This window comes from Brevundimonas sp. FV1ye29L (genome assembly GCF_058681095.1).
The window spans coordinates 2,962,239-2,982,965 of record NZ_CM178730.1; the positions used below are offsets into that span (position 1 = coordinate 2,962,239).

The 20,727-nt window shown below is 69.1% G+C and carries 24 protein-coding genes; 7 read left to right on the forward strand and 17 right to left on the reverse strand.

From position 1 onward, the window contains the following. The first annotated feature begins 40 nt into the window (after positions 1–40). The gene (gene dapE, locus ACW17W_RS14545; protein WP_492077616.1) at positions 41–1,282 is read left to right on the forward strand and encodes a succinyl-diaminopimelate desuccinylase; all 1,242 of its coding nucleotides are present in this window, start codon (positions 41–43) and stop codon (positions 1,280–1,282) included. A 134-nt stretch (positions 1,283–1,416) separates the two neighbouring features. Here dapE and ACW17W_RS14550 read toward each other — a convergent pair whose 3' ends face one another. From ACW17W_RS14550 to ACW17W_RS14560, 3 genes are read right to left on the reverse strand one after another with little or no spacing between them, the layout of a single operon-like run. Continuing rightward, positions 1,417–1,635 (reverse strand): hypothetical protein, encoded by a 219-nt coding sequence (locus ACW17W_RS14550; RefSeq protein ID WP_492077617.1) that lies wholly within the window; start codon positions 1,633–1,635, stop codon positions 1,417–1,419. A 7-nt stretch (positions 1,636–1,642) separates the two neighbouring features. Then, positions 1,643–1,984 carry a RidA family protein gene (locus tag ACW17W_RS14555; RefSeq protein WP_492077618.1) on the reverse strand — a complete coding sequence of 114 codons (342 nt, stop codon included), beginning with the start codon at positions 1,982–1,984 and terminating at the stop codon, positions 1,643–1,645. A gap of 60 nt (positions 1,985–2,044) precedes the next feature. After that, positions 2,045–3,376 (reverse strand): amidohydrolase, encoded by a 1,332-nt coding sequence (locus ACW17W_RS14560; RefSeq protein ID WP_492077619.1) that lies wholly within the window; start codon positions 3,374–3,376, stop codon positions 2,045–2,047. A gap of 108 nt (positions 3,377–3,484) precedes the next feature. On the opposite strand from ACW17W_RS14560, the gene ACW17W_RS14565 reads away from it, so the two are divergent. From ACW17W_RS14565 to ACW17W_RS14575, 3 genes are all read left to right on the forward strand, one after another. Next, positions 3,485–3,829, forward strand: a complete 345-nt coding sequence (locus tag ACW17W_RS14565) for a hypothetical protein (protein ID WP_492077620.1) — start codon at positions 3,485–3,487, stop codon at positions 3,827–3,829. 43 nt (positions 3,830–3,872) lie between these two features. Further along, a complete protein-coding gene (locus tag ACW17W_RS14570) occupies positions 3,873–5,180 on the forward strand; it encodes an MFS transporter (protein WP_492077621.1) in 1,308 nt (435 codons plus the stop codon). Positions 5,181–5,259: 79 nt separating this feature from the next. Beyond that, positions 5,260–5,691, forward strand: coding sequence for an SRPBCC domain-containing protein (locus ACW17W_RS14575; protein ID WP_492077622.1), 432 nt, complete (start codon positions 5,260–5,262; stop codon positions 5,689–5,691). A gap of 33 nt (positions 5,692–5,724) precedes the next feature. Here ACW17W_RS14575 and ACW17W_RS14580 read toward each other — a convergent pair whose 3' ends face one another. The 10 genes from ACW17W_RS14580 to ACW17W_RS14625 form a co-directional block, all read right to left on the reverse strand. After that, entirely contained in the window at positions 5,725–6,699 is a 975-nt protein-coding gene (locus tag ACW17W_RS14580) for a type II secretion system F family protein (protein ID WP_492077623.1), read from the reverse strand. 9 nt (positions 6,700–6,708) lie between these two features. Further along, positions 6,709–7,689, reverse strand: a complete 981-nt coding sequence (locus tag ACW17W_RS14585; RefSeq protein WP_492077624.1) for a type II secretion system F family protein — start codon at positions 7,687–7,689, stop codon at positions 6,709–6,711. Positions 7,690–7,693: 4 nt separating this feature from the next. Further along, positions 7,694–9,307, reverse strand: a complete 1,614-nt coding sequence (locus tag ACW17W_RS14590) for a TadA family conjugal transfer-associated ATPase (RefSeq protein WP_492077625.1) — start codon at positions 9,305–9,307, stop codon at positions 7,694–7,696. Between the two features lie 7 nt (positions 9,308–9,314). Beyond that, a complete protein-coding gene (locus tag ACW17W_RS14595) occupies positions 9,315–10,898 on the reverse strand; it encodes a CpaE/TadZ family protein (RefSeq protein WP_492077626.1) in 1,584 nt (527 codons plus the stop codon). 4 nt (positions 10,899–10,902) lie between these two features. Then, entirely contained in the window at positions 10,903–11,598 is a 696-nt protein-coding gene (locus tag ACW17W_RS14600; protein ID WP_492077627.1) for a CpaD family pilus assembly protein, read from the reverse strand. Between the two features lie 20 nt (positions 11,599–11,618). Next, positions 11,619–13,253 (reverse strand): type II and III secretion system protein family protein, encoded by a 1,635-nt coding sequence (locus ACW17W_RS14605; RefSeq protein WP_492077628.1) that lies wholly within the window; start codon positions 13,251–13,253, stop codon positions 11,619–11,621. Then, entirely contained in the window at positions 13,250–14,164 is a 915-nt protein-coding gene (cpaB, locus tag ACW17W_RS14610; RefSeq protein WP_492077629.1) for a Flp pilus assembly protein CpaB, read from the reverse strand. The genes ACW17W_RS14605 and cpaB overlap by 4 nt, the downstream gene beginning before the upstream one ends. A gap of 123 nt (positions 14,165–14,287) precedes the next feature. Beyond that, the gene (locus tag ACW17W_RS14615) at positions 14,288–14,803 is read right to left on the reverse strand and encodes an A24 family peptidase (RefSeq protein WP_492077630.1); all 516 of its coding nucleotides are present in this window, start codon (positions 14,801–14,803) and stop codon (positions 14,288–14,290) included. 126 nt (positions 14,804–14,929) lie between these two features. Next, on the reverse strand, positions 14,930–15,106 hold the full coding sequence (locus ACW17W_RS14620; RefSeq protein WP_492077631.1) for a Flp family type IVb pilin: 177 nt from the start codon (positions 15,104–15,106) through the stop codon (positions 14,930–14,932). A gap of 265 nt (positions 15,107–15,371) precedes the next feature. After that, positions 15,372–15,548, reverse strand: coding sequence for a Flp family type IVb pilin (locus tag ACW17W_RS14625; RefSeq protein WP_492077632.1), 177 nt, complete (start codon positions 15,546–15,548; stop codon positions 15,372–15,374). A gap of 261 nt (positions 15,549–15,809) precedes the next feature. Here ACW17W_RS14625 and ACW17W_RS14630 point away from each other — a divergent pair, with 261 nt between their 5' ends. From ACW17W_RS14630 to ACW17W_RS14640, 3 genes are read left to right on the forward strand one after another with little or no spacing between them, the layout of a single operon-like run. Continuing rightward, the gene (locus ACW17W_RS14630) at positions 15,810–16,259 is read left to right on the forward strand and encodes a pilus assembly protein N-terminal domain-containing protein (protein ID WP_492077633.1); all 450 of its coding nucleotides are present in this window, start codon (positions 15,810–15,812) and stop codon (positions 16,257–16,259) included. Continuing rightward, the gene (locus tag ACW17W_RS14635; RefSeq protein ID WP_492077634.1) at positions 16,256–16,801 is read left to right on the forward strand and encodes a TadE/TadG family type IV pilus assembly protein; all 546 of its coding nucleotides are present in this window, start codon (positions 16,256–16,258) and stop codon (positions 16,799–16,801) included. Before ACW17W_RS14630 ends, ACW17W_RS14635 begins: the two co-directional genes overlap by 4 nt. After that, the gene (locus ACW17W_RS14640) at positions 16,798–17,391 is read left to right on the forward strand and encodes a TadE/TadG family type IV pilus assembly protein (protein WP_492077635.1); all 594 of its coding nucleotides are present in this window, start codon (positions 16,798–16,800) and stop codon (positions 17,389–17,391) included. The genes ACW17W_RS14635 and ACW17W_RS14640 overlap by 4 nt, the downstream gene beginning before the upstream one ends. Positions 17,392–17,663: 272 nt before the next feature. Here the strand turns inward: ACW17W_RS14640 and ACW17W_RS14645 are convergent, their stop codons facing one another. From ACW17W_RS14645 to ACW17W_RS14660, 4 genes are read right to left on the reverse strand one after another with little or no spacing between them, the layout of a single operon-like run. Next, positions 17,664–18,971, reverse strand: a complete 1,308-nt coding sequence (locus ACW17W_RS14645; RefSeq protein ID WP_492077636.1) for an anthranilate synthase component I family protein — start codon at positions 18,969–18,971, stop codon at positions 17,664–17,666. Continuing rightward, positions 18,968–19,747, reverse strand: coding sequence for a tyrosine-protein phosphatase (locus ACW17W_RS14650; protein WP_492077637.1), 780 nt, complete (start codon positions 19,745–19,747; stop codon positions 18,968–18,970). Before ACW17W_RS14650 ends, ACW17W_RS14645 begins: the two co-directional genes overlap by 4 nt. 25 nt (positions 19,748–19,772) lie before the next feature. Further along, entirely contained in the window at positions 19,773–20,084 is a 312-nt protein-coding gene (locus ACW17W_RS14655; RefSeq protein ID WP_492077638.1) for a winged helix-turn-helix domain-containing protein, read from the reverse strand. A gap of 2 nt (positions 20,085–20,086) precedes the next feature. Next, complete coding sequence (locus ACW17W_RS14660) at positions 20,087–20,704, reverse strand: hypothetical protein (RefSeq protein WP_492077639.1); 618 nt, start codon at positions 20,702–20,704, stop codon at positions 20,087–20,089. Positions 20,705–20,727 lie beyond the last annotated feature (23 nt).

A 20,727-nucleotide genomic window follows, 5' to 3' on the forward strand; every position in this document is an offset into this window, starting at 1 on the left:
CCCTTTTCGCAGATGCGGCAAGTCCGTAAAGCACAGGACCATGAGCGGTCCATCACATCCCGTAAGCGATATCGCGGTCATCGATCCCGTCGAACTGACCCGCGACCTGATCCGCCGTCCGTCGGTCACCCCGGCGGACGCGGGGGCCATGGACACGCTGCAGCGCATCCTGACCGACCTCGGCTTCACCTGCCGCCGCTTGGCCTTCGAGGGGCCCGGCGGCGAGGGCAAGCACGCACGGATCGAGAACCTCTACGCCCGGCGCGGGACCGCCTCGCCCAACCTCTGTTTCGCCGGCCACACCGATGTGGTCCCGACCGGCGCCGCCGCCGGCTGGTCCGCCGATCCTTTCGCCGCCGAGATCCGCGACGGCGTCCTGTACGGCCGGGGCGCCGTGGACATGAAGGGCGGCATCGCCGCCTGGGTCGCCGCCGTCTCGCGCGTGCTGGCCGAAGGCGAGCCGGCGGGATCGCTGTCCCTCCTCATCACCGGCGACGAGGAAGGCCCGGCCCTGCATGGCACCAAACGGGTGGTCGAGACCCTGATGGCCGAGGGCGAGGTCATCGACGCCTGCGTCGTCGGCGAACCCTCGTCACAGATGCATCTCGGCGACATGATCAAGATCGGCCGGCGCGGCTCGCTGAACAGCTGGATCACCGTCCACGGCAGACAGGGCCACGTCGCCTATCCCGACCGCGCCGCCAATCCGGCCCCGGTTCTGGTGCGGCTGCTGGCGGCCCTGGACGCCCACCGGCTGGACGACGGCTACCCTTCTGTCGCTAACGTCCCGCTCGCGGAGCGGGACTGCTTGAGCGTGGCCTTCCAGCCCTCCAACCTCGAGATCACCACCGTCGACATCGGCAACCCGGCGACCAACGTCATTCCCGCCGAGGCCCGGGCGCGGCTGAACATCCGCTTCAACCCCTCCCACACCGGCGACGGACTGATCGCCTGGCTGAACGCCGAGGCGGGCCGGGTCCAGGCGGAAACGGGCCTGCAGATTTCGCTGGAGCATATGTGTTCGGGCGAGGCCTTCCTGACCGAACACGGGGCCTTCGTCACGGCGGTCCAGGACGCGGTCGAGGCCGAAACCGGTCGCCGGCCCGAGGCCTCGACCACCGGCGGCACCTCCGACGCCCGCTTCATCCGCGCCCTGTGCCCGGTGCTGGAGCTGGGCCTCGTCGGCCAGACCATGCACCAGTTCGATGAGCGGGTCCCGACAGCGGAGCTGGAGGCCCTGACCGGCGTCTATGAACGGGTGATCCGTTCGGTCCTGACCTGACCAGGGTCTGGATCCAATAGCCTGAAACTCATTCCGTCATCCTCGCCCTCGTGGCGAGGATGACGGTGGAAATAAGGTTCATATTTTCAGAATTCTATTCCAAACAACGAGCCGTTTCCTATTGGGTACGGGCTCTAGTTCATCAGGCCGGTCGGCTTCGCATCCGCCAGTTCCAGCCGGGCGATGCGGCGATCCATATCGGCCACGACCTCTTCCAGCCGCGCCTTCTCGGAAGCCATGTCCACCGGCGTGCCGTCATCATAGGTGATCTGCGCGCCCTTCGCGATCAGGTCCAGGCGATAGATCGCCGTCACCCGCGCCGCCCGGAACCGTTCGAGTTCGCCCTGGCTCATGATCGCCTCACCGCGCCGCGACGATGACGATCTCGACCCGGTAGTCGGGCGAGGCCAGCCGGGCCTCCGAGGTCGCGCGCGCCGGGGGGTTGGCCGTATCGACCCAGGCGTCCCAGACACTGTTCATCGCCGCGAAGTCGGCGATATCGGCCAGCCAGATGGTGGCCATCAGGATCCTTGATTTGTCCGACCCGGCCCGCGCCAGCAGGGCGTCGATCTCCGCCAGCACCGTCCGCGTCTGGGCCACCACATCATCGCCCGGCTCCCCCACCTGCCCGGCCAGATAGACGGTGTCCCCATGAATGACCGCCTCGCTCATACGGGCGCCGGGGTCGAGGCGGGTGATCATGAGGGGGCTCCTGAGAATGACACCCGCCCTTAGGCCTCCGGGCGCGATCAGGCCAGAGGGTCAGGGCCTTTGCAAGAACCGCAGGGCCGTCATCGCATGGGCCCGGACCCCGACGGGCAGGACGCTCTCGTCGACGTCGAACTGGGGCGAATGGTTGGGGGCGGTGGTCGCCGGGTCGACGCCGGGCTTCGTGCCGCCCAGATGGTAGAAGACCCCCGGGATCTCCTTCTGGAAATAGCTGAAGTCCTCGGCCACCGTGGTCGGCGGGGTGGCCGGATTGACGTTCTCCGCCCCCGCCGCCTCGACCAGCACGGGCGCCAGCCAGGCCGACAGCGGCGGGTCGTTATAGACCAGGGCCGCGTTCTGGAAGATGCCGAACTCCGCCGTCGCCCCGTGGATGGCGGCCACATGGTCCACCGCCGCCCGGGTCCGCTCGACCAGGGCGTTGCGCTGGTCGACGTCAAAGGTCCTCAGCGTGCCGCTCATCACCGCCCTGTCGGGAATGATGTTGTAGCGAACCCCGGCATTGATCGTGGAGACGGTGAAGACCGTCGGCGTGGTGGTCGGATCGACGGTCCGCGCCGTCAGGGTATTGATGGTGTTCACCACCTGGGCCGAGGCGGCGATGACGTCCACCCCGCGCCAGGGCCAGGCCCCGTGGGTCTGGCGGCCGTTCAGGGTGATGTCGATCCGGTCGGACGCCGCCATGAACCCCTGCGGCCGATAGAACAGGGTCCCCGCCCGCCCCGGCACCACATGGATGCCGAAGATGGCCTCGACCCCGTGATCCTTCAGCACGCCCTCGCTGATCATCAGGGCCGCCCCGCCCATCGGCTCTCCGGGGGGCGCCCCCTCCTCCGCCGGCTGGAAGATGAAGACCACCGTGCCGCCGAACCGGGCCTTCATCCCGGTCAGCACCTCGGCGGCGCCCAGCAGCATGGCCATATGGGCGTCATGGCCACAGGCGTGGGCCACGGGGACGCTGGCCCCCTGATAGGTCCCGGTCGCGGTCGAGGCGAACGGCAGGCCCGTCGCCTCCAGCACCGGCAGGGCGTCCATATCGGATCTCAGGGCCACGACGCGGTCGCCGGCCAGGTCGCCCTTCAGGATCGCCACCACCCCCGTCTTGCCGACCCCGGTGCGCACCTCCAGCCCGAGCGCCCTCAGCCGTTCGGCGACATAGGCGGCGGTGTTCGTCTCGGCAAAGCCCAGTTCCGGGTTCTGATGCAGATGACGCCGCCATTCGATCACGCGCGGATTGACCGTCTCGGCCGCCGCCGTCACCGCCGCCGCCAGTCCGTCATCGGCGGGAGCCGTCCGGGCCCCGGCCGTGGCCGCCGTCCCCAGGGTCAGGGCTGCCGCAAGAACAGCGCAAAGTCGGGTGCGGCGCATGGGGGGTCTCCGTCGGGGCGTGTTTCGGGGAAGGCTGGATCATGAAGCTTTGACGACGCGGGGCGCAAGCGTCTTGCATCGACGCACGGCTTCGCCGATCACCGGTCCATGGTCGTCAAGAGCGCAACAACCCACTGGCGGCAGGTGGTTCTGGTCTGCCGCAAATGTTCGAAGAAGCTGGACGGCGGGTTCGGCCCCGACGGCGACCGGTCGCTGAAAAAGGCCCTGCGCAAATATCTGAAGGCCGGCAAGGGCAAGAAGGCCGAACTGGTGGTCAAGGAGACCGACTGTTTCGACGTCTGCCCGAAGAAGGCGGTCGTCGCCGTCAACGCCGCCAATCCCAAGGCCCTGCTGATCGTGCCGGCCGGGGCCGACCTGTTCGAGGTCAAGGCCCGACTGGGCCTGCACGACGACCGGCGACTGAAATCCCCGACGATCACCGACCTGACCTGAGCCCGGGACTGGTCTCGGGCCCATGAAGCGGTAAGACAGGGTCGTGAACCTCCGCTCGCCCGCCTTCTTCATCCTGTGCGCCGTCAGCCTGATCGCCTCGGGCGGCAATATGGCGTTGCAGTCGGTGCTGCCCGCCATCGGGCGCGAATTCCGCCTGTCCGACACCCTGGTCGCGGGCGCCTTCGCCATCTCGGCCCTGCTGTGGACCCTGGCCTCACCCTTCTGGGCCCGTCTGTCGGACGCCGTGGGGCGCAAGCGGGTCATCACGATCGGCCTGTGGGGCTTCATCCTGTCGATGGCCGGCTTCGGCGTCGCCGCCACCTCGGGGCTGGAGCACTGGCTTGGCCCGGTCGCCGCCTTCGTCCTGATGGCGGTGGCGCGCAGCATCTACGGCCTGTTCGGCTCGGCCGCCCCGATCGCCTCCCAGGCCTATGTCGCTGACCGCACCACGGCGGGCGAACGCACCCAGGCCATGTCGCTTCTGGCCTCGGCCCAGGGCCTGGGCACCGTGATCGGCCCGACCCTGGCGCCCGCCTTTGTCCTGCCCCTGGTCGGACTGGCCGGTCCGATGTACGCCTTCGCCCTGATCGGACTGGTCATGCTGGCCGTGGTCTGGCGCAAGCTGCCCAGCGGCGAGGCCGTCCGCACCCCCTCCCCGACCGGCAAGCCCGATCACAACGGCAAGGGTCTGTGGAAGGACCCCAGGGTCCGCGACTTCCTGCTCTACGGCCTGCTGGTCACCGGCGCCCAGGCGATCAACATCTCGGTTCTGGGCTTTCACATCATCGACGAACTGGCCCGGACCGGATCGGGACTGGGCCTCATGGCGGCGCGCGAGGCCCAGCCCTTCATCGGCCTGGCCATGCTGACAGGGGCCATCGCCACCCTGATGGTCCAGTGGGGCCTGATCCCCCTGTTGAAGCTCCAGCCGCGCGAACTGATGCGCTGGGGCGCGGGCCTGGCCCTGCTCGGCAATATCGTCAGCATCTTCTCGCCGGGGTATTTCGGCGTGGTGGTGGGCTATGCCGTCGTCTCGATGGGCGTCGGCTTCGCCCGGCCCGGGTTCACCGCCGGCTCGTCGATCGCCGTGGGCCCCGGGGAACAGGGCGCCGTGGCCGGCCTGATGATGTCGCTGGCCGGGCTCAGCTTCCTGGCGCCGCCCGTGATCGGGGTGGCCCTGTACGAGTTGACCGGATTCGGCCCCTTCGCGGCCAATGTCGTCCTGCTCGGCGCGGCCCTGGTGGTCGCCCTGTGGAGCCCGGCGCTCCGGTCCGCCCGCGTCGGGGACGAAACCGGCGCCTCGACCGAAACCCCGCCGGCCTCCCAGCCCGGTCCGGAAGGCAATCGCTGAGTCGACCGGCGACCCCGGGCAGGGGCGAAATCGCCTGGCCCCGCTTCCGTCCGGCCGCCGGTCGTGCGAAATCGGCCTCATGACCCTCCGTATCGAGAGCCGTATCGGCGTCCAGGCCACCTCCGACCGCATCTGGTCCCTGATCGAGGACCTGTCGGCATGGAACCGGTGGAATCCCATCGAGACGGAGGTTTCCGGAACCATCGCCTTCGGCGGCCAGATCAGCCTGACCGAGCGGATCGAGGGCCTGCCCGAGCGGCTGGTCCGGTCCCGCGTCGCGGAATGGCAGCCTCTGGCCCAGCTGGTGCTGACCGAGAAACGCGGCTGGCAGTTCAACGCCGTCCGCTATTTCGAGATTGATGAACTTGAGCGCGGCAGCTGTATCGTCGCCAATGGGCTGATCCTGTCGGGCCTGCGCGGCGAGAGCTTCCACGACAAGCACAGACGCCGCTACCGCGACGCCTTCATCCGGGTCAGCGAGGCGATCAAACAGACGGCGGAAAACGCCTGAACCGGCGCGTCGGACCCGCGCGTCCGGCCGTCGTCAGCCTCCGCCCGCGCCCTTCATCGTGTCCTGGATATTGATGATCGCGGGCCCGAGGATGACCACGAACAGCACCGGCAGGAAGAACAGGATCATCGGCACGGTCAGTTTGGCCGGCAGGGCCGCCGCCTTCTTCTCGGCCGCCGACATCCGCAGGTCGCGGTTTTCCTTGGCCATGGTGCGCAGGGCCGAGCCCAGCGGCGTGCCGTACTGTTCGGCCTGGACCATTGCGGTCGACACCGACTTGACCCCCGCGTGGTTGGTCCGTTTGGCCAGGCCCTCATAGGCCATGCGGCGTTCGGGCAGATAGGACAGCTCGGCCGAGAGCAGGCTCAGCTCCTCGGCCAGATCGATGGACGACGGGCCGATCTCCTGGCTCACCTTGACGATGGCCTGCTCGATCGACATCCCGGCCTCCACGCAGATCAGCAACAGGTCCAGGGCGTCGGGGAAGGCCTGCATGATCGACTGCTGGCGCTTCGAGATCCGGTTCGAGAGATAGATGTTGGGCGCATAGAAGCCGATCACCGCCGCCACCATGACCCCGGTCACCCGGACCATCACCGGCTGGCCGAAATCGTTGAAGACGAACAGGTAGAAGGCCGCGATCGCGAAGAAGACGAACGGCATGGTGAAGCGGAAGAAGTAGAAGGTCGTCAGGGGCTTGGGCCCGCGGAAGCCGGCCTGGGCCATCTTCTCGGCGACCTTGGGGTCTTCCAGCAGCTTGGTCAGGTTCAGCCGTTCGACGATGTCCTTCTGGAACCCCTCGTCCGTATGACGCAGGCCGCCGCCGGAGGCCAGGGCCTGGCGCGACCGCCGCTTCAGCTCCTCGCGCCTCTGGCCGACGGCCTTCATCCGGCCCTCCAGCCGGGCCCCGCCGCTCATGGGGGCGAGAACCGTGATCAGGGTCGCGAACACCAGCAGGCCGACGATGATGCTGAGCAGGTTCTGGGGCTGGACGAGAAAGTTGATCATGCCGTCGCCCTAGAACTTGAACGCGATCATGCGCTTCATCACGAAGACGCCGCAGGCCATCCAGATGCCGGCCCCCAGCAGCATCACCTGGCCGCGCGGATCGGTGAACAGCAGCAGGATGTAGGCAGGGGTGGTGATGAAGACCAGGCCCATGACGATGATCGGCAGGGAGCCGATGATGCCCGCCGAGGCCATGGCCTCCGACGACAGGGCCTTGATCTTCTCGCCCATCATCCGGCGCGCCCGCAGCACCGTGGTCAGGTTCGACAGGGCCTCGGCCAGGTTGCCGCCGGTCTTCTGCTGGATGGCCAGCACGATGGAGAAGAATTTCAGCTCGCTGGTCGGCATCCGCTCGTACATCCGGTCCAGGGCCTGGGACAGGGTCTGGCCGACGCCAAGGGCCTCGACCAGTCGCCGGAACTCGGGTCCCAGCGGCGCCGGGCTCTCGCGGGCGATGATCTTGAAACACTCGTGGATCGGCAGGCCGGACTTGATGCCGCGGACGATCACATCGACGGCGTTGGCGAATTCGCCGGAGAATTTCTTCATCCGGCGCTTGCCGATGAAACCCACGATCCAGCGCGGCAGGCCGAGGCCGAAGACGGCCGCCAGCCCCAGACACACCAGGATATTGGCGCCGAACAGCAGGGGCAGCAGGAAGGCCAGGAGCGCCAGCACCCCGCTGACGATCCAGAAGGTCTGGATCTTTACGGACAGTCCGGCCTGGGTCAGCTTGGCCGCCATGGTCAGCCGGGCCTTGCGCTCCTTGCGCTCGGCGTCCTTGAGCTGCAGCAGGATCTGTTTGCGCCGTGCTTCCGGCGTGTTGGCCTGGGCCGCTGCGACCTTGCGGGCGGCCTTGGTATTGGGCGCCGCGACCAGGGCGCGGGCGCGTTTGACCCCCTGATCGGCGGGCGCATCGCCGCCGACGAAGACCCAGCCCAGGCCGCCGATGGTGATGAAGGCCAGGACGGCGGCGAGGATCGGCAGCATGTCCCTACTCCGCCGCGTCCAGGGCTTCGGCCAGTTCGCGCTCCAGGCCGTAGTAGCGCGCGCGGTCCCAGAAGCGCGGCCGGGCGATGCCGGTCGACCGGTGACGCCCGACGACCTTGCCGTGCTCATCCTCGCCGGTGATTTCGTAGACGAACAGGTCCTGGGTGACGATGACGTCGCCTTCCAGCCCGACCACCTCGGTGATGTGGGTGATGCGGCGCGAGCCGTCGCGCAGACGCGCCGCCTGGATGATGATGTCGACCGAGCCGGTGATCATCTCGCGGATGGTCCTGGACGGCAGGCCGTAGCCGCCCATGGTGATCATCGACTCCATCCGGCTGATGGCCTCGCGCGGGGAGTTGGCGTGCAGGGTCCCCATCGAGCCGTCGTGGCCCGTGTTCATGGCCTGCAGCAGGTCGAACGCTTCCGGGCCGCGCACCTCGCCGACGATGATCCGTTCGGGACGCATCCGCAGGCAGTTCTTCACCAGGTCGCGCATGGTGATCATGCCCTGGCCCTCAAGGTTCGGCGGCCGCGTCTCCAGTCGCACCACATGCGGCTGCTGCAACTGCAGTTCGGCCGCGTCCTCGCAGGTGATGACCCGTTCGGTCGGGTCGATGAAGGCCGTCATGGTGTTGAGCAGGGTCGTCTTGCCCGAACCCGTACCGCCCGAGATGACGATGTTGCAGCGGCAGGCCCCGATGACGCCCAGGACCCTCGCCCCTTCCGGACTGATGGAGGCGTACTCCACCAGATTGCGCATCGTCAGCTTGTCCTTCTTGAACTTCCGGATCGTCAGGGTCGGGCCGTCGATCGCCAGCGGCGGGGCGATGACGTTGACCCGGCTTCCGTCCGGCAGACGGGCGTCGCAGATCGGGGAGCTCTCGTCCACGCGGCGTCCGACCTGGGACACGATCCGCTGGCAGATGTTCATCAGCTGGGTGTTGTCACGGAACCGGACATTGGTCAGCTGGACCTTGCCGCCGACCTCGATGAACACCCGGCCGGCGCCGTTGACCATGATGTCGGCGATGTCGTCGCGGGCCAGCAGGGGCTCCAGCGGCCCATAGCCCAGAATGTCGTTGACGATGTCCTGGACCAGATGCTCCTGCTCGGCCACCGACATGGAGACGTTCTTGATCGCCACCAGTTCGGCGACGATGTCGCGGATCTCCTCCGACGCCGCCTTCTGGTCCAGCTGGGCCAGTTGCGACAGGTCGATGGTGTTCATCAGGGCGTTGAAGATCGTCGTCTTCGTGGCGTGATAGTAGTCCGACTGCTCCCGCACGATCTCGGCGACGGGCTGGGCGCGCTTCAGCTGTTCCAGCCCGGCGGTGGCGCGCGGGCCGCTTCCGGTGGAAGGCGGGGCGACCGATTGGGGCTCTGCCCGGGGACGCGCCGCAAGGGCGTCCAGCCGGTCAGCCGGACCTTTGGCGCGCGGCGCCGCCCGGGCCGGAGACGGGCCGGAAGAGACGAATTCGGCATCCTCGTCGATGTCGTCCGACATCGAGAAGGCCTGGGTCTGGACGCCCTGCTGCGGCTGCGCGGGGGCGCCCGCCGCAGCGGGGGCGGGTGTGGCGGGCGGGCCGCCCGACGGACCTGTGCGTTTGCCGAACACTCGCGGATCAGCCCTTTCTGAACAGGCCGGCGAACAGGGACTTGCTCTCGCCCTTCGATGCGGAGGCCGTCGCCTTCGACGGTCTGGCCGCCTTGCCCTGGGCCTGGGGCAGTTCCCGCCGCGACACGATCTGGGCCAGGGTCTGGAAGGCCTCGGCCGCCCTGGACTTTGCGGCCGAGTCGATGATCATCTGACCGTTGTTGGCCGCCGCCCCGAACAGCTTCGCATCAAAGGGGATGACCAGGCTGGGGTGGACGCCCAGCGCCGCGCCGAAGTCCTTGGTCGGGATTTCCGGACGCCCGGGCAGGCCGACCTGGTTCAGCACCAGACGCGGCGGGGCGTCGTTCGGCCGCCCCTGACGGACCAGGTCCATCATGTTCTTGGCGTTGCGCAGGGAGGCGAGGTCGGGCGTCGCGACCACCACCACCTCGTCCGCCGAAATCAGGGTGCGGCGCATCCAGCCGGACCACAGGTGGGGCAGATCCAGGATGACGAAGGGGGCGGTGCCCCGGATGCGGCGGGTGACCTCCTCAAAGGCCTCGGGCCCGATGTCCCAGTCGGTGTCGAGCGTGGCCGGCGCCGCGAACAGCGACAGCTTGTCGGTGCAGCGCACCATCATCCGGTCCAGCAGGGTGGCGTCCAGACGATCCGGCTGACCCAGGGCGTCGGCCACGCCGTTCAGCGGATCCTGGTTGAAATCCAGCCCCGCCGTGCCGAACGGCAGGTCGTAGTCGACGATCACCGTATTGGCGCCGATCCGTTCCGAAATGGCGTAGGCGGTGTTGTGAGCCACGGCGCTGGCGCCGCAGCCGCCCCGCGCGCCGACGAAGGCGACGGTGCGGCCGACGAAGGGCTGGCTCGGGTCGGAAAACAGCCCGCCGATGGCGGCGATCAGCTGCAGAGGCTGGATCGGGGCGACCAGATATTCGCTGACGCCGCGCCGCATCAGTTCGCGGAACAGCAGGATGTCGTTTGTGGCCCCGATGACGATGACCTTGGTGCCCGCGTCGCAGACCTCGGCCAGGGCGTCGACATGGTTCAGCAGGGTGGCCGGGTCCGCCAGGCACTCCACCACGATCAACGGCGGGGTGGGCTCGTTCTGATAGGCCTGGACGGCCGCCGGCACCCCGCCGCCCCGGATCTGCGTTGTGGTGCGGCTCAGTCGGCGGTCCTGCCCGGCCCGCTCGGCCGAGGCCAGGGTGTCCTGGCGTTCCGCGAAGACATGGATGGCGATACGCGGAATGGAGACATCCGCCCGGGCGGCCAGGCCCTCGTCGACCGGCGCCGACGCCTGGACGGCCGCGGCATCGGGCGACCAGGCCGGGGCGAAGGCATTGGCGGCGGGCGGCGGGGCGGCATGGGCGGCGCCTCCCGGGGCGATCGGCGACGCCATCATCGGGGCCGGGGCGACCTGCGCCGGCGTCATCGCGGGACCCTGGGGCTGCACCGGGCGCGCGGATGCCGCAGACAGGGCCGCAGACAGGGCCGCCGGCTGACCCGGAAAGGGCGCCAGCCCGGCGCCGAACCCGGCATCAAGGTCGAGGTCGTCGTCAAAGGCGTCGAGGGCGCTGGGGGCGAAGGCGTTGGTCATGACGTCAGTTCACCGCCTGCGAGACCCGGCCCTGGGCGATCAGGATCTCCTGCGGCGCGGCCGTATTCTCACCCTTGCGGTAGTGGTCAAAGACCACGGCGCGGCGGCCGGCGTCGGTCGGGGTGATGGTCCGGGGCTGGACGATGTCGCGCGGATTGGCGATCTGGGCCGCCAGGTTGGCGGTGACGGCGCATCCGAAATTGCTGGAGGTGGCGTTGTTCGCCGTCCGGGACAGGTTGTCCCAGTGGGTCCCGCACTGGGGCACGGCCGCTCTCAGGGTCTCGAACCCGACCAGGACCGGGGCCCGCGGATCCGGCGCGGCATAGGCGACCACCTGGATCTGGCCGGGGGCGCCGAGCGCTTCCAGCGCCGCCTTGGCGTCCCAGGCGAACCGGTTGGACACCGGATCCTCGCCCCCCGGCGCCTCGATCCGGATCAGGGGGGCGCCGGCCGCCACATAGCGCCCGACAAGGGCGCCGAGGGCGGCGTGCTGGGTCGCCGACAGGCCGGTGTCATGCACGTTCAGGGCGATGCGATCCGTGCCGGTCTCGACCTGGAGGGTGAACCGCGATGTGGGGGTCAGGGGCGGCGGACCATAGCCCCCGGCGGGCGCGCCCATACAGGCCGCCAGACCGGCCGAGGCGATCAGGGCCAGCACCAGACCCGCGCGGGCGGTGCGGGGCGACGTCAGGGAGTTCACGACACGCATCCTCTGGCCTCTCAATCAATCACATAGCCGACCGGGCCCTGCCAGCCGGCCCCGGCGACCGCCGTGGGGGACGGGGTGCCGTAGGTCTGGTTCAACTGACCGAACAGGGTCGTCTGGATGTCCGTGGCGATGCGCAGGCCGTCGGCCGGCGTCTGCATCCGGCCCGGCGAGGTCGCGGTCACCAGATAGGGCTCGACGATCACCACCAGCTCCGTCTCGCCGCTCAGATAGTCGCGCGACCGGAACAGCGACCCCAGCACCGGCATGGTCGCCATGCCCGGCAGGGAGTCGATCGCCTGACGGGTGGATTCCTGCAACAGACCCGCGATCATCATCGCCCCGCCCGACGGCAGTTCGACGGTGTTCTCCGAGCGGCGCACCTGAAGGCCCTGCAGCGTCAGGGCCGAGGCCGTGCCGGCGCCCAGGGTGAATCCGCCCTGGCTGGTCAGTTCGGACACCTCGACCTTGATCTGCAGCGAGATCCGGCCGCCGGTCAGCACCACCGGACGGAAGGCCAGGCTGACGCCATAGGGCTTGTATTCGACGCTGATATTGCCATCCCGGTCGCGGCCGGTCGGGACCGGGAACTCGCCGCCGGCCAGGAAGCTGGCGCTCTCGCCATTGACGGAGGTCAGGTTGGGCTCGGCCAGGGTGCGGATCAACCCGACCCGCTCGAACGCCTTGATGGTCGCCTCGCCCTTGTTGAGATTGTCCGATCCGGGACCGGTCCCGGGCTGGGCGGTGTCCCAGTTATCGGCGTCCTCGGGCCCGTTCACCGTCACCGGGCACAGGGCCCCGTCAGGCCAGCCCGTGCCGAGGCAGGGCCGCTCCATCTGGTAGTTCTTCGTCGTATCGATCGAGGCGCCGCCGGTCAGGCCGCCCAGCAAACCGCCATTGACGCCCCAGGTCGCGGCCTGGCCGATCAGATACTGGGTGTCGCCCAGCTGGCCGATCACCGCCGAGGTGTCGAAACCCAGCTGTTTGATGGCGTTGCGCTGCACCTCGATGACGCGAACCTTCAGCGTCACCTGGTCTGACCCGGCGACCGAGATCATGTTCAGCACCTTCTCGGGCGCAGAGACAAAGGCCCCGGCCACGCGGGCGATCCGGTCCGCCTCGGCCGGGCTGGTCGCCAGACCGGTCAGAACGATGCTGTCATTGATGGCCTCGGCCGTGACCTGGGCGCCCGGGGCGACGCGATTGATCGTGTCCTGCAGCGCCGACACCCCGGCGTCCACCCGCACCTTGAGCGACAGGATCGGCCGTCCGGCGGCGTCCAGGAAGACGGCGTCCGTCTGACCGGCCCCCACGCCGATGATCGTGATGCGGCGCGAGTTGTGCAGCATGGCCTCGGCCACGCGCGGATCGGCGATGATGACGTCACGCGCATCGGTCGGCAGGTCGACCGCGAACGAGGCGCCGCGCGCCACATTCACCAGACGGGGCGCTCCGCCCATGGCCACGGCGGACTGCAGGCCGGCGGCCTGGGCGGCGGGCAAGGGCGCGGCCGGGCCCGGCCAGGCGGACGACACCTGGGCGGACACCCCCACGGGGGCGGCGGCGGCGAGGGCGAGCGCGCCGACGGCCGCCGCAGCGCCCAGGCGCTGCATCAGACGGCCGGCGAACGAGGGCTGGGGCGACATCATTGGACCACCACGGTTTCGGGATCGCCGCCGCGATAGATGCGGACAGCGGCGTTCTGGCGCGGCGGAGGCGCCACGCGGCCCGAGGGGCCGTCGGTATCGGCATAGGAGCGCAGCACCAGCGACAGCTCCCCCTCCGACTTGGCGAGGGCGAGGGCTTCGGCGTCAGCGGGCTGAAGCTCCAGCGTGGCTGTAGCCCCGACGACGGACTGTTCGTCGTCTGCCGCCCGGGTCGTCTGGTCGATGGCCAGGACCTTGACGTTGCGCATGACGGTCGAGGAGGCGAATTTGGACTCCTGGGCGGCCCCGGCCAGATTGCCCAGGGTCGTCTGGCGCGTCAGCAGGACATCCACCCGGTCCCCGGGCAGGATGAAGCCGCCGGCGGCGGTCTCCACCGTGACGCGGATGGCCATGGCCCGCATTCCGGGCTCCAGATAGGCGGCCAGATAGCCGCTGGCCCCGGCGCGCACGATCTTGCGCGGGACGATGGGCTCGCCGGCCAGAATGGGTTCGCGCACGACCGAGCCGACATAGTCGGCCTTGGCCCCGCCGGTCGTCAGGTCCGTAGCGGCGCGGGTCACGGCGGCCACGGCGCCCTCCGGCTTGGCCGCAGCCTCGGCCTCGGCGGCGGTCGGGGGTTTGGGAAGCGGGACGGAACCGTCGGTGATGAAGGCCGGATTGACCTCGTCCACCGGCCAGTCCTTCCAGGCCATGTCGCCCTCGGCCAGTCGCTGGCCGGGCTTCAGATCCTTGGCGGCGACCAGCACCCGGGCCATGGGCTCGGCCGGGACGGCGGGACCGGCGGCCGCAACAGCGACCGGCTTTCCGGAAGATCCCATGGCGCGCACCACGAACGCCAGCGCAATGGCGGCGACGGCGGCGACACAGATGACGGCAATACGGGCGGGCTTCATCAACGGTCTCCGACAGGGCCGCAACTGCGCCGGAATCGATCTCCGGTCCCCTGCCGTTAACAAGAATGAAGGCTCGAGGTTAACGCGCCCCTAAGCCGTCATCGCCGTGTTCCTGCAATCCCGTCAGCCCAGGGCCGCCAGACCGGCCGCCACCGGACTGGCCGGAAAGGCCATCAGAACGCCCACAGCGATCGCGACGCCATAGGGAATGTCGCCCTTCGGCTCCAGCAACTGACCGACCCAGCCGCCCGTCGTGGGGACGAGGCCGCGCAGGTGTCCGCGCGCCAGGATCAGGGCCAGGCAGAACAGGCCGCCGGCCACCCCGGTCCACAGGGCGAAGACGCCGGCGCCGGTCAGGCCCAGCCACAGGCTGGAGGCCGCCATCAGCTTGGCGTCGCCTCCGCCGATGATCCGGCCCGCAAACAGGCCCATGCCGATCAGCAGTGCGGCGACCGCGACCGCCAGATGCCCGGCCATCGCGACCGGGGACAGTCCGGCGACCCAGGCGGCGGGAAAGAAGCCGAGAACCAGCAGGCCCGAAATCCAGTTCGGGATGGTCATGGACGTCAGGTCCTTCAGCCCGGCGACGATCACGAGGCAGGGCAGCAGGCTGATCAGGGCGAGATGTATCAGGGTCATATCCCTATCCTGCACGGATCGCGTTAAGGCCGGGTTTCCCGGCCTCCTTACGGGTGACGCAAGCGAAAGGGGCCGGAGCGTTTCCGCTCCGGCCCCCGCCGTTTCAAGACCTCTGGTCCGTCGCGATCAGGCGGCGGTGCCGTTCATGCCGGCGGTGACGGCTTCGAACTTGGCCGAGATGGTGGTGCCCAGGGCGGTGACGGCCGAGATGATGACAACGGCGATCAGGGCGGCGATCAGGCCGTACTCGATCGCGGTCGCGCCGGACTCGTCCTTGACGAACTTGGTGATGAACTTGGTCATGTGCGGTTTCCTTGCTGGATGACGTGAATGGACAACAGAGTTAAGCGAGCCTTCTGGCTGGGGGGACGCCGGTCGCCCGCTTGACCCCCGAACACCTGATCATCATGCACCTTATCCGTTAAGGCTGCGTCGTCAGGTTTGGTTACTTCATTTTTTACTATACTTTGGACGGCGCTTTATTCAGATCGACAGTGCTGCAAAGCAAAGGGGCCGGAGCGTTTCCGCTCCGGCCCCCTGCCGTTTCAGGATTTCTGGTCCGTCGCGATCAGGCGGCGGTGCCGTTCATGCCGGCGGTGACGGCTTCGAACTTGGCCGAGATGGTGGTGCCCAGGGCGGTGACGGCCGAGATGATGACGACGGCGATCAGAGCGGCGATGAGGCCGTACTCGATCGCGGTCGCGCCGGACTCGTCCTGGACGAACTTGGTGATGAACTTGGTCATGGCATTTCCTTTCAGGCGATCGGTTGAAGACGGCGAACTGAAGATCGACCGGCTGGCCCCGTGGTGATGAGGAGACCCTAGCGGGGACCTGTAAATTCAAGGTCTACAGCTATGGTTGCTGCGAAATTTACTTCGTTGAACGCCGCGTTTAGCCCCGCCCCCGGGTTTCAGTCTTTGTTGAGGTTTCTCCCCCAGTATTCGCCGGCGGACGCCCGAGCGTGTCCGCCCGTCGCAGACATCGCGTCGAACAGAGGTGACCGCATGCCCATCCGCAGCCCCGTTCCGGGGACCCTCTCCCGCCCCGTCGCCGTCCTCGCCCTCGCGTCGACCCTGCTGGCGGCCGCCGCCCCGGCGCTCGCCCAGTCCGCCCCGATCAGTCTCGGCGTCGACAGCACCCAGCGGATCGCCCTTCGCGGCGCCGCCGCCTCGGTCATTGTCGCCAACCCCCAGATCGCCGATGTCACCGTCGTCGACGCCAACACCCTGTTCATCACCGGCAAGGGCTATGGCGTGACCGAGATCGCCGCCGTCGACTCCATCGGCCGGACCCTGTTCCAGAACCGGGTCGTCGTCACCGGCGGCCAGAGCGGCTCGGTGCGGCTGTGGCGCGGCGCCCAGGCGACCGAAATGGCCTGTGCGGCCAGTTGTTCGCCCAGTATCCGCACCGTCGCCCCGACCGGCGGCGACGCGGCCGCCACGCCGACGCCGTGACCCGGGCCGCGCGCCTGAAACGCTCGTCTCGCCGCCGCGCGCGGGACGGCTCCTCGGCGGTCGAATTCGCCTTCGTCGGCCTGCCCTTTTTCATCATGCTGTTCGCCATCATGGAGATCGGCCTGGTCTTCGTGACGGATTCGGTGCTCGACAACGCCACGATCGAGACCGGCCGGCTGGTCCGGACGGGCCAGGCCGCCGGCTCCAGCATGACCGGCGCCCAGTTCAAGACCGAGCTTTGCAACCGCATGAGCATCTTCAGCGGCGACTGCGCCGGCCGGGCGACCATCGACGTCCGCGCCCTGCCCCAGTTCCGCAATGCGGCGCCGCCCGACCCCCTGGCCAATGGCGAGACCTTCGACGACAGCGGCCTGACCTATATCTCCGGCCAGCCCGGCGACCTGATGCTGGTGCGGGTCTGGTATACCCACCCGCTGGTCACCCCTTTTCTGGCCCAGGCCCTGTCGCGGCTGGATGATGGCGACGCCATGCTGCTGGCCACAACGGCTTTCCGCAACGAACCCTACGCGCCCACCGTATGAGCCCGCGTGTTTCAGGCCCCGGCCCGGCCGGCCCCGCCCGCCGCCGCGCTCCCGGCCTGGCGGGACGTCTGTTGCGCGACCGGCGCGGTGTGTCGGCCGTCGAGTTCGCCCTCATCGCCCCCCTGATGATCGCCTTCTATTTCGGTCTGGCGGAGTTCTGTCAGGGCTATATGGCCCAGAAGCGGATGGGTCACAGCGCCTCCGCCGTGGCCGATCTGGTGGCCCAGACCGATGTCGTGACCAGCGACGAGCTGGACGACATCCTGGCCATCGGGGCCCTGATCATGAAGCCCTTCCCGGGGGACGCCCTCACCGCCCGCGTTTCCAGCGTCACCCGCGACGCCAACGGCGTGGCCAAGGTCGACTGGAGCCGGGGCGGCGGCATGACCGCCCTCGGCTCCAATGCCACGGTCACGGTACCCACCGACATGATCGCCAACGGGGAAAGCGTCATCATGGCCGAGACGGCCTATGCCTATTCGTCGCCCGTCAAATATCTGATGCCCGGGGTGACGACTTTCACGAGCAAATTCTATTCCCGCCCCCGCAAGGTGGAAAAGGTCGGCTGCAGCAACTGCCCGACCACCTGATTTCGACCGCGGTCGTCGGCCCTTCGGGACCTCCCGACCCGACGCGGCCTGGCGCCCTCCGGCAATATCCCCATCTGGCACGGTCTGCCTTGCGCTCAGGCAGTGAGGCTCAGCGAGCCGAGCGTTAGCGCGGCGCGGAGCGCCCAGGAATAATTGCGCTCAAGCCGTGAGGCTCCGCGAGCCGAACGTAGCGCGGCGCGACAGCGCCCGGGAACAAATGCGCTCAGGCCGTGAAGCTCCGCGAGCCGAGCGTTAGCGCGGCGCGACAGCGCCTAAGCGTGCAACGCCCGGCGCAGGGCGCTGAACTTCACCTCTGTCTCGTCCAGTTCCGCCTCTGGATCGCTGTCGGCGACGATGCCGGCCCCGGCCCGGGCCCGCCAGGTCCAGCCCCCCTCCCCCCGTTCGAAAGCCGCCGTGCGGATCAGCACCGAGGCGGTCAGCGCCCCCTTGTCGTCCAGCAGGAACAGCGAGCCGCACCAGGCGCCGCGCGGCGGCTCCAGACCGGCGATGACCTTCATGGCCTGATGTTTGGGGGCGCCCGTGATCGAGCCGGGCGGAAAGGTCGCCTGCAACAGATCCGCCGCGTCCCCCCCGGGCCGCAACTGTCCCGTCACGGTCGAGACCAGATGGTGCACTGTCGGCAGCCGCTCGACCTCGAACAGCCGCTCGACCGCGACCGAGCCGGGGACGCAGACCCGCGACAGGTCGTTGCGCATCAGGTCGACGATCATCAGGTTTTCGGCCCGGTCCTTGGCGCTGGCCGACAGGGCCTCGGCCTCGGCGGCGTCGGCGACGGGATCAGCCCGGCGCGGCCGCGTCCCCTTGATCGGCCGCGTCTCGACCCGCCCGTCCCCGGGGGTCCAGGTCAGGAACAGTTCCGGAGAGTTGGACACCAGCGCCCGGTCGCCGATCCGCCAGAAGGCCCCGAAGGCCGCCCCGCCCCCGGCCGTCAGCCGCACGAACACGTCGAACGGATCCGCCTCCGGCTTCAGGCGCCCGGTCCAGCCGCGCGCGATATTGGCCTGGAACAGCTCACCGGCGGCGATCCGCGCGACCACCCCGGCCACGGCGGCGCCATAGGCCTCAGGCGCGGCCTCGGGCTGCAGGGTGTCCGAAGGCGCGGCCGGCGTGGGCGGTTCGATCGCCGTCTCCAGCCAGCCGGCCGCCCGCGCACAGGCCGCCCCGGCCGAGACCCCGTCGACGCCCCGGCCCACGGCCTCGACCGTCATCGCCTCGTGGTCGAAGACCAGCATCGCCGGATAGCGGGCCAGGATCAGGTCGGGCCAGAGCGGGGGCCGCTCGCCCGTCGCCGCCCGCGCCCCGGCGTCATAGGCGGCCAGCCCGACGACGCCGCGCGCCAGTCCGTTGGCCTTCAGACTCTCGAACAGGGGGCCGTCCACCCGGTCCAGAACCCGCACGACGTCCGGCTCGACCGCCACGAACGACCGACCCCCCGACAGGCCCGGGTCCGACAACAGGCACAGGGCGCCGTCCCGCATCGCCAGCCCCGCCGCCACGTCCAGCGGCTCGCGCCACGCCAGGGTCCGGCGCGCCTCGACGGGCAAGGCCTCGACGGTCACGCCGACAGCCGTTCGCCGATCCGGTCGCGCATCGCCGCGTCCACGCCCAGCACCGTCTCGAGATAGCCGTCGACGGATCCGGACCGCGCCTCCATGCTGCGGATCGCCGCCGCCATATAGGCGGGCTCGACGCCGAGGAAGGCGACCACCGCGTCATGGGAGGCCTTGCGCCCGGTCGAGCGTTCCAGCTGGATCGCGATCTCGGGCGCCCGGGCCTCCAGCTGAACCGCCGTATTGGTCAGCAGATAGTCCTCCATCAGGTCGTCATGGCCGACGCCCAGCAGATGATGGGTCAGGGCCGCCAGCATGCCCGTCCGGTCCTTGCCCGCCGCACAGTGGATCAGCACCGGCCGCTCGCTGTCGGCGAGGGCCCTGAAATAGGCCCCGAACAGCTCCACATGCGACGGCGCATAGGCCATCTCGCCATAGAGGCCGGTCATGAAGGCCCGCCCGGAGTCCGGCGTCAGGTCGGCCGACTTCAGGAAGGTGATGTGCGGCGCCTCGCCGACCGCATCCAGATCGCTGACCAGCACCCGGCCGTCGAAACCGGCGGGACGTTTCGACGGCTGTTTGGTGCGTTCGATCGGGCGGCGCAGGTCGACCACGGTCCCGATGCCGAGGCCCGCCAGCCGCTCCAGATCGCTGTCGCTGGGTTTGGCGTGATGGCCCGAACGATACAGGGCGCCGGGTCGGACCCGACGCCCTGCGGCGGTGGCGTAATCTCCGAAGTCGCGGAAATTCTCGATCGCGTCGAAGCGGTGCAGGCGAGGGTTCATGCCTCCCCTATAGAGCCCCGCCGGCTCAGGCGGAACCAGTCCCCGACACCAGCCCCTGCATCGCATCCAGATAGGCGATGAAGGCGGTCCGCCCCGTCTCGGTCATCCGCGCCCGCGTCAGGGGCTTGCGGCCCTGGAAGCTCTTGTCGATGGCCACGAAGCCGGCGTCCTCCAGCTTCCTCAGATGCACCGACAGATTGCCGTCCGTGGTCTGGAGCTTCTGTTTCAGCTCGTTGAAGTCGGCCGCATCGGCGCCGGACAGATAGGCCATGACGCCCAGCCGGATCCGTCCGTGAATGACCTCGTCCAGCCGGTTGATGTCGAAATCGTCGGCCATGGTCAGACGATCTCCGCGGGTTCCTCGCGCGTCAGCACGATGCCGGGGATCAGGGCCACGCAGACCAGCAGCACGGCGAACACCAGATAGCCCAGGGGTTGATGCGACACCCCGCCCAGCACCGCCGCCCCGGCATAGGAGGCCAGGGCCACCCCGTTCATCCATTTCCGCCCGCTCATGGCCGCCGCCACCAGCCAGGCCGCGCCATAGGCGGCGAAGACCAGCGAGGGCATGATCCGCATCGCCTCCCACTGGCCGGTGGTCAGGCCCATGGCCACAAGACCCAGCCAGACCGAAAAAATGACGAAGCCGACGCCCGTCCAGGCCACCCCGACCGCCTCATTGCGGATATGGCCGTAGCCGGGTTTGGACTTCATCCGTCCGATCAGCACCGTCAGGGCGACGGCGAACAGGACGCCGGCCCCGATCCAGACCCACAGCTGGGCCCAGGGGCTGACGTTGAGCACGCCGCTCTGGATGGCCCACTGCGCCACACTGGCCGCGCCGAAGATGACGGCGGCGGCGATCAGCACCGGGCCGTTCAGCGGCGGGGCGTGACGGCCTTCCTGGGCCAGGGCGCGGATATAGGCGATGTCGTCGGTGGCGGGCTTGGCGTTCATGGAAACTCTCCCTCTCTGGTAAG

What these genes read in the sequence shown, in the direction of transcription:
- ACW17W_RS14550 (WP_492077617.1), bottom strand. Translation starts at nt 1,635, where the DNA reads ATGAGCCAGGGCGAACTCGAACGGTTCCGGGCGGCGCGGGTGACGGCG.
- ACW17W_RS14655 (WP_492077638.1), bottom strand. Translation starts at nt 20,084, where the DNA reads ATGGCCGACGATTTCGACATCAACCGGCTGGACGAGGTCATTCACGGA.
- ACW17W_RS14650 (WP_492077637.1), bottom strand. Translation starts at nt 19,747, where the DNA reads ATGAACCCTCGCCTGCACCGCTTCGACGCGATCGAGAATTTCCGCGAC.
- ACW17W_RS14620 (WP_492077631.1), bottom strand. Translation starts at nt 15,106, where the DNA reads ATGACCAAGTTCATCACCAAGTTCGTCAAGGACGAGTCCGGCGCGACC.
- ACW17W_RS14595 (WP_492077626.1), bottom strand. Translation starts at nt 10,898, where the DNA reads ATGACCAACGCCTTCGCCCCCAGCGCCCTCGACGCCTTTGACGACGAC.
- ACW17W_RS14615 (WP_492077630.1), bottom strand. Translation starts at nt 14,803, where the DNA reads ATGACCCTGATACATCTCGCCCTGATCAGCCTGCTGCCCTGCCTCGTG.
- ACW17W_RS14560 (WP_492077619.1), bottom strand. Translation starts at nt 3,376, where the DNA reads ATGCGCCGCACCCGACTTTGCGCTGTTCTTGCGGCAGCCCTGACCCTG.
- ACW17W_RS14660 (WP_492077639.1), bottom strand. Translation starts at nt 20,704, where the DNA reads ATGAACGCCAAGCCCGCCACCGACGACATCGCCTATATCCGCGCCCTG.
- ACW17W_RS14605 (WP_492077628.1), bottom strand. Translation starts at nt 13,253, where the DNA reads ATGATGTCGCCCCAGCCCTCGTTCGCCGGCCGTCTGATGCAGCGCCTG.
- ACW17W_RS14580 (WP_492077623.1), bottom strand. Translation starts at nt 6,699, where the DNA reads ATGATCAACTTTCTCGTCCAGCCCCAGAACCTGCTCAGCATCATCGTC.
- ACW17W_RS14585 (WP_492077624.1), bottom strand. Translation starts at nt 7,689, where the DNA reads ATGCTGCCGATCCTCGCCGCCGTCCTGGCCTTCATCACCATCGGCGGC.
- cpaB (WP_492077629.1), bottom strand. Translation starts at nt 14,164, where the DNA reads ATGAAGCCCGCCCGTATTGCCGTCATCTGTGTCGCCGCCGTCGCCGCC.
- ACW17W_RS14555 (WP_492077618.1), bottom strand. Translation starts at nt 1,984, where the DNA reads ATGATCACCCGCCTCGACCCCGGCGCCCGTATGAGCGAGGCGGTCATT.
- ACW17W_RS14640 (WP_492077635.1), top strand. Translation starts at nt 16,798, where the DNA reads ATGAGCCCGCGTGTTTCAGGCCCCGGCCCGGCCGGCCCCGCCCGCCGC.
- dapE (WP_492077616.1), top strand. Translation starts at nt 41, where the DNA reads ATGAGCGGTCCATCACATCCCGTAAGCGATATCGCGGTCATCGATCCC.
- ACW17W_RS14575 (WP_492077622.1), top strand. Translation starts at nt 5,260, where the DNA reads ATGACCCTCCGTATCGAGAGCCGTATCGGCGTCCAGGCCACCTCCGAC.
- ACW17W_RS14565 (WP_492077620.1), top strand. Translation starts at nt 3,485, where the DNA reads ATGGTCGTCAAGAGCGCAACAACCCACTGGCGGCAGGTGGTTCTGGTC.
- ACW17W_RS14630 (WP_492077633.1), top strand. Translation starts at nt 15,810, where the DNA reads ATGCCCATCCGCAGCCCCGTTCCGGGGACCCTCTCCCGCCCCGTCGCC.
- ACW17W_RS14625 (WP_492077632.1), bottom strand. Translation starts at nt 15,548, where the DNA reads ATGACCAAGTTCATCACCAAGTTCGTCCAGGACGAGTCCGGCGCGACC.